The sequence below is a fragment of the Paenibacillus terrae HPL-003 genome, assembly GCF_000235585.1.
In the GTDB taxonomy this organism is placed as follows: Bacteria; Bacillota; Bacilli; order Paenibacillales; family Paenibacillaceae; genus Paenibacillus; species Paenibacillus terrae_B.
This window is the reverse complement of record NC_016641.1, coordinates 4,960,267-4,977,884: the sequence shown is the minus strand read 5'-3', so window position 1 is coordinate 4,977,884 and position 17,618 is coordinate 4,960,267. Positions and strand designations below refer to the sequence as shown.

General features: G+C 51.8%; 1 protein-coding gene (running past one end of the window). It reads left to right on the top strand.

Annotated features, from left to right (window positions below):
* A protein-coding gene (locus HPL003_RS22060) for a non-ribosomal peptide synthase/polyketide synthase (RefSeq protein ID WP_052310829.1) crosses the window boundary here: on the top strand, positions 1 to 17,618 show its 3' portion. It extends 12,385 nt beyond the left edge of the window; only the last 17,618 of its 30,003 coding nucleotides appear in the window; its start codon lies off the left edge, out of view; its stop codon occupies positions 17,616 to 17,618.

Sequence of the window (17,618 nt, the reverse complement as noted above, 5' to 3'; positions counted from 1 at the left end):
TAGGATTGGTAACAGACGGCAAGTTGGAGCTTGAGATTAAATATAATAGCAAGGCATTCTGCAAGGATACAATAGAAAATCTGGTTCATCTGTTAAAGAAGAATTTACAGGAAGTGATCAGGCATTGCATATCTCAAGCACGGACGGAGCTAACACCTAGCGATGTATTGTTTAAGGAACTTACCGTGGAGCAATTGGATGCCATTGTGGAACAAACGCGGTCGGTTGGAGAAGCAGAGAATATATACGCACTGACACCGATGCAGAAGGGGATGCTGTTTTACAATTTAATGGATTCTCAATCGGGTGCTTATTTTGAGCAGTCCTCCTTTGACCTGATAGGATCTTTTAATCTGGCTGCGTTTGCAGCAAGTCTGGAAATGCTGGTACAGCGGCATTCTGTACTACGGACAAATTTTTATAGCGGCTGGAAGGATGAGCCCTTGCAGATTGTGTACCGGAATAAACGCAGTGAGTTGTATGTAGAGGATTTGCGAGATGTGGAGGAAGAAAAGCGGAACGATTATATCCTCGAATATACGCGCAAAGACAAGCAGAGAGGCTTTGATCTGGCGGAGGATACTTTGATGCGTGTCGCAATTTTGCGTACGGCTGAGGAAACATATCGTTTTGTATGGAGCTTTCACCATATTTTAATGGATGGCTGGTGCTTGGCACTGGTGACGAATGAGGTATTTGCAAGTTACTTTGCGATTCTCGCCCATAAACAGCCGGAACTGGGACCTGTAACGCCATATAGCCAATATATTGAGTGGCTGGAGCAGCAGGATCGACATGCAGCTTCAAATTACTGGAGCAGGTATCTGGATGGATATGAGGAGCAGTCCCGTTTGCCACAGGCTAAAATCCAGAGTAACACAGGCTATCAGACGAAGCGTTTGGATTTTGATTTGGGCGCGGGTCTGACGGCTGGGATTCAGCGCATCGCCAAGCGTTATCAGGTGACGATTAATACGCTGATGCAGACGGTGTGGGGCATTTTACTTCAAAAATATAATGGTACGGATGATGTTGTGTTTGGCAGCGTCGTATCTGGACGTCCGGCAGAGATTCCAAATGTGGAGCACATCATTGGTCTGTTTATCAATACGATCCCTGTACGCATCAGCAGTCGTGAGGATAGCTTATTCTCAGACGTGATGAAGCAAATTCAGGAGCAATCTATGGCTTCCCATGACTACGACACGTACCCGCTGTATGAAATTCAGGGCTTGTCAGAACTCAAGCAGGATTTGATTAACCATATAATGATTTTTGAAAATTATCCGGTGGAGAAAGAAATTGAGCAACTGGGTGATGGTAAGCAATCCAGCTTCACTATTACGGGAGCTGAGTCGGTCGAACAAACGAACTATGATCTCAATTTGATCGTTATGCCAGGGAATACAATCCAGATAAGATTTGGCTACAATGCACAGGTCTTTGAACACGAAGGTATAGAGCAAATTCAAGGACACCTGATGCAACTGCTGGAGGAAGTGGTGGCTAACCCGGATATTCCTGTACGTGAGTTAGATGTACTGACCAAGCAGGAAAGCGAGCAAATTCTTCGCGTATGGGGAGATACGACAGCGGACTATCCAAGCGAGCAGACGATTCACGGCTTGTTCGAGGCGCAAACGGCACAGACACCGGAGCAGGCGGCGCTGTTCTTTGAAGGAGAGCAACTAACTTACAGCGAGTTAAACGAGCGGGCAAACCGACTGGCCCGAATTTTGCGGAGTCACGGCGTGACGAAAGATCGTTTGGTCGGTCTGATGACCGAGCGGTCCGTGGATATGATCGTGGGAATGCTCGGCATTATGAAGGCCGGGGGCGCGTATGTCCCCATTGATCCGACGTATCCAGAAGAACGTATCCGCTACATGCTCGATGACTCGGGGACGAACCTCTTGTTAACCCAAAGCCATCTGGTGGAAAAGGCGGCCTTTGACGGTCTGGTTCTGGTGCTGGATGGAGAACAGAAAGTATATCACGAGAACGGCTCCAATCTGGAACCGATCTCCGGTCCAAACGATCTGGCCTATGTGATTTACACGTCAGGAACGACAGGCAAGCCCAAAGGCGTGATGGTGGAGCACCGTGGGCTGTGCAACCTGAAAACCTATTTTGATCAGACGCTGCACATTGGATTGTCAGATCATATTCTGATGTTTGCCAGCTATTCGTTTGATGCGGCTTGCTGGGAAGTATCTCAGGCGTTGTTTTGCGGAGCCACATTGTATATACCGACGACGGAAACGATTTTGAACTATCAGCGCTTCGAACAGTATATGACGGAATACCAGATTACAGCCGTACTACTGCCACCAACATACGCGGTGTATCTCGAGCCGGAGCGAATGCCAGACCTGCGCGTCCTGCTTACGGGAGGGTCTGCGACATCGACAGAGCTGGTAAACAAGTGGAAAAACCAAGTGGCTTATTACAATGCTTATGGTCCAACAGAGAATTCGATTGTCACGTCGATTTGGCCGGTATCCGACAATCTGAGCGTGGGAGAAACGATATCCATCGGACGTCCGATGCCGAACCATCGGGTGTATATCGTAAATGCGCATGGACATCTGGTACCCGTGGGCGTAGCTGGAGAGCTGTGTGTGTCGGGGGCAGGTCTGGCGCGAGGATATCTGCATCGTCCCGAGCTAACAGACGAGAAATTTATACCCAATCCATTTGCAAACGGAGAGTCTGGGTATGAGCGGATGTACCGGACGGGAGACTTGGCAAGATGGTTACCGGACGGAAATATTGAGCATTTGGGCCGGATCGACCACCAGGTGAAGATTCGGGGTTACCGGATCGAGCTGGGCGAGGTTGAAGCACACTTGTTGAAAGTAGAGGCCGTACAAGAAGTGATCGTATTGGCTCAGGCGGACGAGCAGGGGCAAAACCAACTGGTGGCGTACTATGTTGCTGAACGGGACGTGAGTGCAGGAGAGCTGCGCGGCTTACTGGGCGAGGAACTTCCAAACTACATGGTGCCTTCGTATTTCATCCAGTTGGAGCAGATGCCATTGACACCGAACGGTAAAATCGACCGCAAGGCATTGCCAGCGCCGGAAGGCAGCCTGCAAAGCGGAGCGGATTATGTAGAGCCGCGCACAGCGCTGGAACAGACTTTGGTTTCCATTTGGCAGGCTGTATTAGGGGCCAAGAGAGTCGGGATTTTGGATAATTTCTTTGATCTGGGCGGCGATTCGATCAAGGCGATTCAAGTATCCTCCCGCTTGCTGCAAGCGGGCTACAAGCTGGAAATGAAGGATTTGTTCCAATATCCTTCCGTATCGTTGCTGAGTGGTCATGTCCACAAGGTCAGCCGTACAGCCGATCAGCGTGCGGCTTCGGGAGCGGTCAAGCTGACCCCGATTCAGCAATGGTTCTTTGAACAATCCACAGCAGAGCCGCATTATTTCAACCAGTCGGTGATGCTGTATAGAGAGCAAGGCTTCGATGAAGCCGCATTGCATCAAACGGTAACGAAGGTCACTGAGCATCATGATGCGCTGCGCATGGTCTTCCGTCAGACCGAACAGGGCTATGAAGCGTGGAATCGTGGCTTGAACGAAGGCAAGCTATATAGTCTGGACGTTGTTGATTTGACGGGCGTCGAAGACGCTGCGGACGTGATGAAGGCCATTGAAGAGAAAGCGAACGCTATTCAAAGTTCCATTCGTCTGGATGAGGGACCACTGGTCAAGCTGGGGCTTTTCCGTTGCACGGACGGAGATCATTTGCTGATTGCGATCCACCATTTGGTCGTAGACGGCATTTCATGGCGGATTATATTTGAGGATTTTGCCACCGGGTATGAGCAGGCCGTTCAGGGAGAAGCCATTCGTCTACCATACAAAACGGACTCATTCTCCGCTTGGGCAGAGCACTTGTCTCAATATGCGAATAGTCCGGCCATCGAAGACGAGCGTGAATACTGGCAGAACCTTGCCCAAACGGAATTCGCATCGTTGCCTAAGGATCAAGCGAGCGCGGAAGGACCGCATTCTCTGATCAGAGATAGTGAGACGGTGACCGTGGCCTGGAGTGAGCAGGAAACACGACTGCTGCTTCAGGAAGCACATCGTGCATATAACACAGAGGTCAATGATCTGCTGTTAACCGCACTGGGTACAGCGTTATACAACTGGAGCGATCAGGAGCGTGTGCTGGTCAACCTGGAGGGACATGGCCGGGAAGCCATTATTCCAGATATCGACATCACGCGTACAGTGGGCTGGTTTACGAGCCAATATCCGGTGCTGCTCGATGTTGACGGCAAGGCAGAAGTTGGTCAGCGAATCAAACGGGTGAAGGAAGACCTGCGTCGTGTGCCACATAAGGGCATTGGCTACGGTATTTTGAAATATATGTCTCAGCAGCATGATACCAATCCTTCCTTGGCTTTGCAGCCTGAAATTAGCTTTAACTATTTGGGACAATTTGATCAGGATTTGGAAAATGGTGATATCACGCTGTCTTCGCATACAGGTGGAGAGCCGATGAGTGACCGTACCGCTCTGGAGCATCCGCTGAATGTGAACGGGATGATTACAGCAGGCGTGCTCAAGTTGGAAATTCGCTATGACAGCAAGGTATATCATCAACAAAACGTGGAAAAATTTGCACAATTGCTGCAGGAGAGCTTGCAGGAAGTGATCGTTCATTGTGCCTCCAAAGAGCGGAGTGAGCTAACACCAAGCGATGTCTTGTTCAAGGGCTTGACGTTGGAGCAATTGGAACAATTGACGGAGCAAATGGCTGCTGTGGGTGAGCTGGAAAATGTGTATGCTCTCTCGCCTATGCAGAAGGGGATGCTTTTCCATAGTTTGATGGAGCCGGAATCAGGCGCATACTTCCAGCAAGCGTCGTTTAATCAAAAAGGCAGCTTCGATGTGGCTGTTTTCCGGAAGAGTCTGGATCTACTGACACAGCGTCATGAAGCGCTGCGGACGAATTTCCATATGTTTGAGACAGGACAGAATCAGGAGCCGTTGCAGATCGTGCTCCGTCACAAAGATAGCGACCTTTCCTTCAAGGATGTACGCGGAATGCAGGAAGCGGAGCAACAGGCATATATTCAGACGTTCAAGCTGGAGGATCAGGCTCGGGGCTTTAATCTCGGTACCGATGCGCTCATGCGCGTACAGGTGTTGCAGACAGATGAAGAGACGTATCACTTGGTGTGGAGCTTCCATCACATTGTCATGGACGGCTGGTGCTTGTCACTGGTGACAGGTGAAGTGTTCGGTACGTACTTTGCGCTGCTGGAGCAGAAGCAGCCGGAGCTTGCTAATATCACCCCATATGGTCAATATATCGAATGGCTGGAGCGTCAGGATGAACGTGCCGCAAAAGATTATTGGAGCAGCTATTTGGCGGGCTTTGAACAGCAGACTTTGTTACCTGGTTCGGATGCTACATTAAAAGACCAGAGGGAAAGTGCTCTGTCTGCTACAGCAAGTGAGACCAGCGAATATATTTCTGAAAATATAACAGTGGAGCTGGATCAAGCGTGGAGCGAAGCCATGAACCGGATTGCGAAGCAGCAGCAGGTAACGATTAATACGCTGATGCAGAGCGTGTGGGGCCTTATTTTGCAGAAATATAACAACAATGAGGATGTTATTTTCGGGAGTGTCGTATCTGGACGTCCGACGGATATTGCTGGTGTAGAAAATATGATCGGTTTGTTCATTAATACGATCCCGGTTCGGATTCAAAGTGAACGGAATGCCACTTTTGTGGAAATCATGCGGAAAACGCAGGAGCAGGCACTGGCCTCGGGAGCATACGATAGCTTCCCGCTGTATGAAATTCAGGCGCTGACGGAGCAGAAGCAGCATTTGATTAACCACATTATGGTATTTGAGAACTATCCGGTAGAGCAGCAGGTAGAGCAGCTTGGTGAGGTTCGTCCGTCCGCTTTTGAAATTACAAATGTAGAGGTTGTTGAGCAAACGAATTATGATCTGGACTTGATTGTGATGCCTGATGAAGTCTTCCGCATCATGTTTAGATATAACGCCAATGTGTACGATCGGGCTACCGTGGAGCGTATGCAAGGACATGTATTGCATGTGATTGAGCAAATTGTAGACAATCCGCATATCCGTGTGAATGAGCTGGAATTGGTAACACCGGAAGAACAAGCGCAGATTGTTCAGGTTTGGGGAGCTACGGCGGCAGCTTATCCGAAGGATCAGACGTTAAGCGCGCTGTTCGAGGAACAGGCGGCAAAAACACCGGATCAGGTGGCAGTGCTGTTGGGAGCAGAGGCGTTGACCTACGGTGAACTGAACGAACGAGCCAATCGTCTCGCACGCACCTTGCGTGCAGAAGGCATTGAACCGGATCAGCCGGTGGGCATTCTGGTACAGCGCTCGCTGGAAATGATCGTAGGCATCTATGCGATCCTCAAGGCAGGCGGAGCTTACGTGCCGATCGACCCGGAATATCCGACGGACCGTATCCGCTTCATGCTGGAGGATTCAGGAGCGAAGCTGGTGCTGACGCAATCGCATTTAGCCGAGCAGGCGTCGCTGAGCTTCGACGGCAAGGTGCTGGTGCTGGATTGTCCGGTGCTGGATGGCAAGGACATGTACCACGAAGACGGCTCGAATCTGGAGCCACTGGCTGGACCGCGTCATGTAGCCTATGTGATCTACACCTCCGGCTCGACTGGAAAACCGAAGGGCGTTATGGTTGAGCACCATTCCGTGCTGAACCGGATTTTGTGGATGCATGATCGGTACGGCTTGAGTGCGGAGGATACGATCCTGCAAAAGACCGCCTTCACGTTCGACGTATCGGTGTGGGAGCTGTTCTGGTGGTCGATGGTTGGCTCGAAGGTGAGTCTGCTGTCGGTTGGCGGGGAAAAGAATCCCGAGGATATCGTAGACACGATTGCCCGCGATAGCGTAAGCACGATGCACTTTGTGCCTGCGATGCTGCATGCGTTCCTGGAGTATGTGGAGCAGCAGCCGCAGGAAATGATGGAAGCGAAGCTGGGAACCCTGCGCCATGTATTTGCCAGTGGAGAAGCGTTGCCGCCGCAACATGTAGCGCGGTTCCAACGGCTCGTGTCAGGTATCGCTGGAGCGAAGCTGATTAATCTGTACGGACCAACCGAAGCCACGGTGGACGTATCGTACTTTGATTGCGAGCCGACGGAGAAATATGCGGTCATTCCCATCGGAAAACCGATTCAGAACATCCGTCTGTACATCGTGAAGGAGGGCACGGAGCAATTGCAGCCGATTGGGGTTGCAGGGGAGCTGTGCATCGGCGGTGTAGGTGTAGCACGCGGCTATCTGAACCGTCCAGAGCTGACGGCAGAGAAATTCGTGAAGGACCCGTTTGCGGGTGGCGAAGCAGGCTATGAGCGGATGTACCGCACGGGTGATTTGGCGAGATGGATGCCGGACGGCAATATCGAATATTTGGGCCGGATCGACCACCAAGTCAAAATCCGGGGCTACCGGATCGAGCTGGGCGAGGTCGAATCACAGTTGTTGAAGGTGGAGTCGGTACGAGAAGCGGTTGTCATGGCTCGTGCGGATGAAACAGGGCAAAAACAAATGGTGGCGTACTACGTCGCCGGGCAAGAGCTCGGAGCTAGTGAACTGAGAAATGAACTGAGAAGTGAGCTGGGCCGGGAGCTGCCAAGCTATATGGTGCCATCGTACTTTGTACAGCTGGAGCAGATGCCGCTGAGTCCGAACGGCAAAATCGACCGCAAGGCGCTGCCAGCACCGGAAGGCAGTCTGCAAAGCGGAGCGGATTATGTCGCACCGCGGACGTGGGTGGAAGTGAAGCTGGCGCAAATTTGGCAGGATGTGCTGGGCTTGGCGCAGGTGGGTGTAAAGGAAAACTTCTTCGAGATTGGCGGACATTCACTGCGGGCGACGACACTGGCCTCGAAGATTCACAAGGAGCTGAACAAGCCGCTTCCACTGCGCAGTATTTTTGAAGCACCAACGATTGAACAACTGGCAACGGTACTGGAAAGTCTGGATCAAGTGGCGTATGCGTCCATTCCGGTGACGGAAGCCCGTGGCTTCTACCCATTATCCTCGGCGCAGAAACGATTGTATGTGCTGCATCAGTTCGACCCGAATGATGTGAACTACAACATGCCGTCGGTGCTGCAAGTGAGCGGTCCGCTGGATGTGAAACGAGTAGAGGACGTGTTCCGTCAACTGATTGCTCGCCATGCGACCTTGCGTACCCGCTTTGAACTGGTGGACAGTGAGCCGATGCAATGGATTGAGGACACCGTGCCGTTCGAGGTGGAATATGCAAAGGTACAGGCAGAGGGTGCAGCCACTACGGATACGGACACGATAGTGAGCAAGGAAGCGCAAGAGCGGGTGCGACGCTTTGTCCGTCCGTTCGATCTGCAAGTCGCCCCGCTGCTGCGGGTAGGCTTGGTGGACCTGGGCATACAAGGAGTAGAGCAAGAATCGCAGCATTTGCTCATGCTCGACATGCATCATATCGTTTCGGATGGTGTGTCCATGGAGGTGCTGACCGATGAATTTGTCCGCTTGTATGACGGTGAAGAGCTATCGCCATTACGGATTCAGTACAAGGATTATGCGGTATGGCAGCAAAGCGAAGCCCATCAGGAGTGGATGCAGCGTCAGGAAGCGTACTGGCTCGACACCTTCCGAGGCGAACTGCCTGTGCTGGATATGGCAACCGACTTTGCCCGTCCGGCGATGCAGAGTACAGCAGGGAATACGATCGAATTCGGACTGGAGCGTGAAGTTAGCGAACGCCTGAAAGAACTGGCTGCACAAACAGGCGCAACACTGTATATGGTGCTGCTGGCAGCGTACACCGCGCTCTTGCATAAATACACGGGCCAAGAGGACATCGTGGTTGGAACGCCGATTGCAGGAAGACCGCACGCGGAACTGGAGAGCCTGGTAGGTGTGTTCATCAACACGTTGGCGATCCGCAATTATCCGTCTGGCGACAAAGCGTTCCTTGATTATCTGCAAGAGGTCAAAGAGCATGCGCTCAGTGCTTATGAGCATCAAGACTATCCTTTTGAAGAGCTGGTTGAGAAGCTGAATTTAACGCGGGATACAAGTCGAAATGCGCTGTTTGACACGATGTTTGAGTTGAAAACATTGGAGCAGCAGGAGTTACAGCTGGAAGGTCTTACTCTAAATTCGTATCCAATGGAAAATAATACTGCCAAATTTGATCTGACCTTGGATGCAGTGGAGCAGCCGGAAGGTATTCTGTGCAGTCTGGAATACAGCACGGCGCTGTACAAGCCTGAAACAATCACGCGATTGGCCAAGCATTTTACCGAACTTGTTTGTGCTATTACACTTGATCCGCAGCAGCCACTGGCAGCTTTCGATATGGTAACCGTTGAGGAAAAAGCACAAATCATCTACGGTTTTGGAGATGTGGGGGTATCGGATGTTGCTGCTGTTGAAGCAGGAGCCCTGTTCCACACCTTTGTGGAAGAACAGGCGCAGCTTGTACCGGATCACGTGGCGGTTGTGTACGAGGAGCAACAACTTACGTATCGTAAACTGAACGAGCGTGCGAACCAATTGGCTCGTAGATTGAGAAATGAAGGCATTGGACGCGAGTCGATTGTCGGCATCTTGAGCGAACGCTCGGTAGATATGCTGGTCGGCGTACTGGCAGTGTGGAAGGCTGGAGGCGCGTATGTGCCGCTGGATGCAGACTATCCGTCAGAACGTATTCGTTTCATGTTGGAGGACAGCGGTGCGACGGTGCTGCTGACTCAAACAGGCTTGCAGGAGCGTGCCCAGGTATGGCTGGATGAAAACAAAGCAACATCCGAACCAGCAACAGGGCTGCGTTTGCAGACTGTACTGGTGCTGGACAATGAGTCGCTGTACACCGGAGATATTGCGGATGTCGAACCTATCAATGAGCCGGAGGATCTGGCGTATGTGATCTATACCTCCGGTACAACGGGACGTCCGAAGGGAGTCATGATTGAGCATCGCAGCTTGGTGAACACGGCTGCGGCGTATCGCCGGGATTACCGTTTGAACCAGTTCCCGGTACGGCTGCTGCAACTGGCGAGCTTCTCCTTCGACGTATTCGTCGGGGATATCGCACGGGCGCTCTATAACGGCGGAACGATGGTTATCTGCCCGAAAGACGATCGGATTGATCTCAGCCGTCTGTATGGCTGGATTCACGATTATCAGATTACGGTGTTCGAATCGACCCCGGCCCTGATCGTACCGTTCATGCAGCATGTGTATGAACAGGGGCTGGACATGAGCAGTCTGGAACTCCTGATCACCAGCTCGGATAGCTGTAGCGTGGCGGATTATCGAGTGCTGCAAGAGCGGTTTGGTACAGATACTCGGATCATTAACAGCTATGGTGTAACGGAAGCGGCGATTGACTCCAGCTTCTATGACGAAGAGCTGTCGAAGCTGCCAAGCAGCGGCAGCGTGCCGATTGGTCAGGCGTGGCTGAACGCCCGGTTTTATATCGTGGACAGCCAACTGAATCCGGTGCCGATCGGAGTGCTAGGTGAGCTGTGCATCGGCGGAGCCGGGGTAGCACGCGGGTACCTGAACCGTGCCGACCTGACGGCCGAGAAATTCGTGGCTAATCCGTATGTACCAGGTGAACGATTGTACCGCACAGGCGATTTGGCGCGGTGGATGCCGGACGGAAATGTGGACTTTATTGGGCGGATGGACTATCAGGTCAAAATCCGGGGCTATCGGATTGAGCTGGGCGAGGTGGAAGCGCAGTTGCTGACCGTGGATGGCATTCAGAAAGCCATGGTCACTGCTTGGGAAAACGAAGACGGAAACAAGGACCTGTGTGCGTATCTCGTAGCCTCAGAGGCGCTGAGTTTGCCGGATTTGCGCAAAGCACTGCAGCCAAAGCTGCCGGGCTATATGATCCCGACGTTTGTCGTACAACTGGATCGTTTCCCGCTGACACCAAACGGAAAAATCGACCGCAAAGCGTTGCCTGCGCCGGAAGCGCGCTTGGGAGGCACGGAGTACGTTGCGCCGCGGACATTGCTGGAAGAGCAGCTGGTACGTATCTGGCAAGCCGTATTGAACCATTCGCAGATAGGCATTAAGGATAACTTCTTTGAAGTGGGAGGACATTCTCTGCGCGCCACAACACTGGTGGCGAAAATTCATCAGGAGCTGCATCACAAGCTGGCGCTGCGAGATATTTTCCAATATCCGACGATTGAGCAATTGGTACACGTGATGGGTGATCATCAGACACAGCACACGTATGTATCCATACCTGTTGTGGAGGAGCGCGCATATTATCCAGTTTCCTCGGCGCAAAAACGGATGTACGTTTTGAGTCACCTGGAAGGTGGAGGGGTTAGTTACAATATGCCGGAAGCTTTGATTATTGAAGGTTCCTTGGATAAAACGCGACTGGAGCAAGCCTTCCGCCAGCTGATTGCCCGTCATGAAACCCTGCGAACCAGATTCGATATGGTGGATGGCGAGGTTGTTCAACGAATTGATCCAAATGTCGAATTCAACGTGGAGCATGTGCAGGCAAGCGAAGAAGAGACACAGCAGTACGCACTGGACTTTGTACGTGCATTTGATCTCGCGCAAGCACCGTTGCTGCGGGTTCAGTTAGTGGAAAACGGACCGCAACGTCACGTTATGCTCTATGACATGCACCATATTATTTCGGATGGCGTTACTGAGGGAATTATCGTGCAGGAGCTCTCTCAATTGTATGCAGGCAAAGAGCTGCCTCCACTTCGCATCCAGTACAAGGACTATGCCGTTTGGCAGCATGCAGATATGCAAAGTGAACGTCTTCGTGAACAAGAAAGCTATTGGCTGAAAACCATGGCTGGTGAAATTCCGGCGCTGGATATGCCAACGGATTTTGCAAGACCAGCCGTACAGCGTCTGGAAGGAGCTCGATTGGATTTTGCGATCAGCATGGAGGACAGCGAGCAGTTGAAGCAGCTGGCCGCTCAAACCGGATCAACCTTGTACATGGTGTTGCTTGCAGCGTACAGCACGCTCTTGCATAAATATTCGGGGCAGGAGGACATTATCGTCGGAACGCCGATTGCCGGAAGACCCCATGCGGAGTTGGGTGGCCTAATAGGCGTATTCCTCAACACGTTGGCGATCCGCAATTATCCGTCTGGCGACAAAACGTTCCTTGGTTATCTGCAGGAGGTCAAAGAGCATGCGCTCAGTGCTTATGAGCATCAAGACTATCCTTTTGAAGAGCTGGTTGAAAAGCTGAATTTAACGCGGGATACAAGTCGAAATGCGCTGTTTGACACGATGTTTGAGCTGAAAACATTTGAGCAGCAGGAGTTGCAACTGGAAGGTCTGACCTTAAAGCCGTATCCGACGGAAAATAATACTGCCAAATTTGATTTGACTCTGGATGCAGTGGAGCAGCCGGAAGGTATTCTGTGCAGTCTGGAATACAGCACGGCGCTGTACAAGCCTGAAACAATTGCGCGATTGGCCAAGCATTTTACCGAACTCGTTCGTGCCATTACACTTCATCCGCAGCAGCCACTGGCAACTTTGGATATGGTAACCGTCGAGGAAAAAGCACAAATCATCTACGGTTTTGGAGATGTGGGAGTATCGGATGTTGCTACCGTTGAAGCAGGAGCTCTGTTCCATACCTTTGTGGAAGAACAGGCACAGCTTGTACCGGATCACGTGGCGGTTGTGTACGAGGAGCAGCAACTTACGTACCGTAAACTGAACGAGCGTGCGAACCAGTTGGCTCGTAGATTGAGAAATGAAGGCATTGGACGTGAATCGATTGTCGGCATCTTGAGCGAACGCTCGGTAGATATGCTGATCGGCGTACTGGCAGTGTGGAAGGCTGGAGGGGCATATGTGCCGCTGGATGCAGACTATCCGTCAGAACGTATTCGTTTCATGTTGGAGGACAGCGGTGCGACGGTACTGTTGACTCAAACAGGCTTGCAGGAGCGTGCCCAGGTATGGCTGGACGAAAACAGAGCAACATCCGAGCCAGCAACAGGATTGCGTTTGCAGACTGTACTGGCGTTGAACGATGAGTCGCTGTACACCGGGGAACCCGCGGATATTGAGCCTATCAACGAGCCGCAGGACCTGGCGTATGTGATCTACACCTCCGGTACAACGGGACGTCCGAAGGGCGTCATGATCGAGCATCGCAGCTTGGTGAATACGGCTGCGGCGTATCGCCGGGATTACCGTCTGAATCAGTTCCCGGTACGATTGCTGCAACTGGCGAGCTTCTCCTTCGACGTATTCGTCGGAGATATGGCACGGGTGCTCTATAACGGCGGAACGATGGTCATCTGCCCGAAAGATGACCGGATTGACCCGAGCCGTCTGTATGGCTGGATTCGCGATTATCAGATTACGGTGTTCGAATCGACCCCAGCCCTGATCGTACCGTTTATGCAGCATGTATATGAACAGGGACTGGACATGAGCAGTCTGGAGCTGCTGATTACGAGCTCGGATAGCTGTAGCGTGACGGATTACCGGGTGCTGCAAGAGCGGTTTGGGGCGGATATTCGGATCATTAACAGCTACGGCGTAACGGAAGCGGCGATTGACTCCAGCTTCTACGACGAAGAGCTGTCGAAGCTGCCAAGCAGCGGCAGTGTACCGATTGGTCAGGCGTGGCTGAACGCCCGTTTTTATATCGTGGACAGCCAACTGAATCCGGTACCGATCGGCGTGCTGGGCGAGCTGTGCATTGGCGGAGCCGGGGTAGCACGCGGGTACCTGAACCGTGCCGACCTGACGGCAGAGAAATTCGTGGCGAATCCGTACGTGCCGGGTGAACGACTGTACCGCACAGGCGATCTGGCGCGGTGGATGCCGGACGGGAATGTGGACTTCATCGGCCGGATGGACTATCAGGTCAAAATCCGGGGCTACCGGATCGAGCTGGGCGAGATCGAAACCGTGATCCAGCGAGTGCCGGGTGTGCGTCAAGCGGTAGTGATCGACCGGACAGACGAGCGTGGGCACAAGTATTTGTGCGGCTATATCACGGGAGAAGCGGAGCTGCGGATCGAGGAGGTACAAGCAGAGCTGGAAGCAGGGCTGCCCGCCCACATGGTGCCAGCGCGCTTGATGCGATTGGAGACGGTGCCGCTGACGAGCAACGGAAAAATCGACCGCAAGGCCTTGCCGGAGCCGGAAGGTAGCATCCATACAGGTGCAGCCTATGTGGCACCGCGTACAACGGTAGAGCAGGTGCTGGCTATGGTATGGGCCGGGGTGCTGGGCGTGGAAACGGTAGGCACGCAGGATAACTTCTTCGAGCTGGGCGGCGATTCGATCAAGGCCTTGCAAGTATCGTCCCGATTGCTGCAAGCAGGCTATCGACTGAACATGAAAGACCTGTTCAGCAATCCAACGGTGTCTGCATTGGCGCTGAAAGTCCAATCTGTTACAAGATTGGCAGATCAGAGCGAAGTGGTGGGCGCTGTGAAGCTGACACCCGTTCAACAATGGTTCTTTGAGCAAAACCTGACGGATGCTCATCATCATAACCAGTCCATCATGCTGCATAGCAAGGACGGTTTTGATGAACAGGCACTGCGCACGGCGATGGATCAAATGGTTAGCCACCACGACGCGCTGCGTATCATTTTCCGTCCTACCGAGCACGGATATGAAGCCTGGAACCGTGCGATTGGTGAGGGTGAGCTGTATACGCTGGAACGGACGGACTTCAGCAATGAGACCGAGGTGTCTGTGGCTATCGAGGCCAAAGCGAATGAAATTCAAGCGGGTATTCATTTAAGTGAAGGACCGCTGGTGAAGCTGGGACTGTTCCATTGCCCAGATGGAGATCATTTGCTCATTGCGATTCATCACTTAGTGGTGGACACCGTATCCTGGCGCATTTTGTTCGAGGATATTTCGACAGCCTATGAGCAGGCATTGAACGGACAAGCGATTCGTCTTCCGCACAAAACGGATTCGTTCCGCACCTGGGCTGATGGGCAGTCTCAATATGCGAACGGTGCGGCAATTGCAGAGGAACTCGCATTCTGGCAAGAAATTGAACAGGGAATGTATGAGCCGCTTCCAAAAGACCAGCCACAGCCATATTCCTTAAATAGGGACAGCGAGATCGTTACTGCCACGTGGACATCTCAGGAAACGGAGCAGTTGTTAAAACAGGCGCATCGTGCCTACAACACGGATATGAATGATTTGCTGCTTACGGCATTGGGAATGACTATTCATCGCTGGGCTGGCATTGGACGAGTGCTCGTCAATCTGGAAGGTCATGGACGGGAGTCCATTTTGCCAGAGCTGGATATTACTCGCACCGTTGGCTGGTTTACGACTCAATTCCCGGTTGTGCTGGATATGAACGTGGGGCAAGACCTTTCACAGCGCATCAAACATGTGAAAGAAGGGCTGCGTCGCATTCCACAAAAGGGCATTGGCTACGGAATTTTGAGATACCTGTCCGCAGCACGTGAGCAAGAGCGTTTTGTAACCGAACCTGAAATCAGCTTTAACTATTTGGGACAATTTGATCAAGATATGCAAAATCAATCCATTGACGTATCTTCTTACTCTAGCGGTGAAGAGCTTAGTGCACATGCAGCCAGATCGTACACGCTGGACATTAATGGAATGATTTCGGAAGGCGAACTTCAATTGACGATCAGCTACAGCAACCAGGAATATCGCCGTGAAACGATGGAGCAGCTAGCCGAAGAGTTCAGAACCAGCTTGCGGGAAATCATCACGCATTGCGCAGGCCGCAAACAGCAGGAGCTGACTCCAAGCGATGTCATGCTTAAAAATGTAACCATGGCCGAGCTGGATCAATTGGTAGAGCAGACTCGTGACATTGGGGAACTGGAAAATGTATATGCGTTAACGCCAATGCAAAAAGGTATGTTGTTCCATAGTCTGATGGATGCAGAGTCAGGTGCTTATTTTGAACAAACGACATTTGATTTGCGCGGACGCTTCCAAGCGGATATTTTCCAAGATAGCTTGAATCATTTGGCGCAGCGGCATGAGATTTTTAGAGCTAATTTCTACAGTGGTTGGCAGGATGAGCCTGTGCAGGTCATTTTCCGCCGCAAGGATATTGGTTTCAAATATGAAGATCTGCGTCATTTGGATGAGCAGGAGTGTGACGCGTATGTGAAGGAATTTATTCGCAAAGACAAGGCAGCCGGATTTGATTTGTCCCGGGATGCATTGATGCGCGTGGCGATTTTACGAACAGGTGATGAGGATTATTATTTTGTGTGGAGTTCTCATCACATCTTGATGGATGGCTGGTGTGTGGCGTTGGTAACGGATGAGGTGTTTGAGGCTTATTTTGCAGCCGTCGAGCATAGGGAACCGAAGCTTGCCCCAGTTACTCCATACAGTCAGTATATTGAGTGGATTGAAGCTCAGGATGTAGGGGCTGCATCTTCATACTGGAAGGATTATTTGCTCGACTATGATCAGCAAACTTCGATTCCGACCGGAAAAATAGGCGTGAAAGCGGACGGTGCACTTTTTGAGCATGTGCTGTGCGATCTGGGCAAGGACTTGACAGGGCGCATTGAAATGGTTGCCAAGCAGCACCACGTGACCTCGAATACATTACTGCAAACGGCATGGGGCTTGCTGCTTCAAAAGTACAACGGTAGTGACGACGCTGTTTTTGGCGGCGTAGTGTCTGGTCGTCCGGCTGATATTTCGGGTATCGAAAATATGGTGGGCTTGTTCATTAACACCATCCCGGTACGCATTCGCAGTGGAGCTGAGGAAACCTTTGCCGACATGATCAAAGCGAATCAGCAGCAGGCGCTGGCTTCTCAAGCGTATGAAACGTATCCGCTATATGAAATTCAAGCCTTAAGCGAGCAAAAGCAAGACCTGATCAACCACATTATCGTGTTTGAAAATTATCCGGTGGAGGAGCAGGTCGAGCAACTTGGCGAAGGTGCAGAATCGGATTTTGAAATTAGCAATGCAGGTATGATTGAACAAACCAACTATGATTTCAACCTGCTCGTCATTCCGCAGGAAGCGATGAAAATCCGATTTGAATATAATGCGAAGCTATATGATCGTGAAGCTGTTGAACGGACTCAGGGCCATCTGGTGCAACTGCTGGAGCAAGTGACAGCGAAGCCGGACATTCGGGTGCAAGAGCTGGATATGTTAAGCAAGCAGGAGCGCGAGCAAATTCTGGGCGTATGGGGAGATACAGCCGCCGAGTATCCAAGCGAGCAGACGATCCATGGCTTGTTCGAGACACAAGCAGCGCAGACACCGGAGCAGGCAGCGTTGTTCTTTGAAGGAGAGCAGTTGACCTACCGCGAGCTGAATGAACGTGCGAATCGTCTGGCTCGTACCTTGCGTAGTCAAGGCGTGACGAAGGATCGTCTAGTAGGTCTGATGACCGAGCGTTCGGTGGATATGATCGTGGGCATCTTCGGGATTTTGAAAGCCGGGGGTGCGTATGTGCCAATTGATCCGACGTATCCAGAGGAGCGTATCCGCTACATGCTGGACGACTCAGGGGCAGAGCTGTTGTTGACGCAAAGCCCATCTGGTGGGACAAAGTAA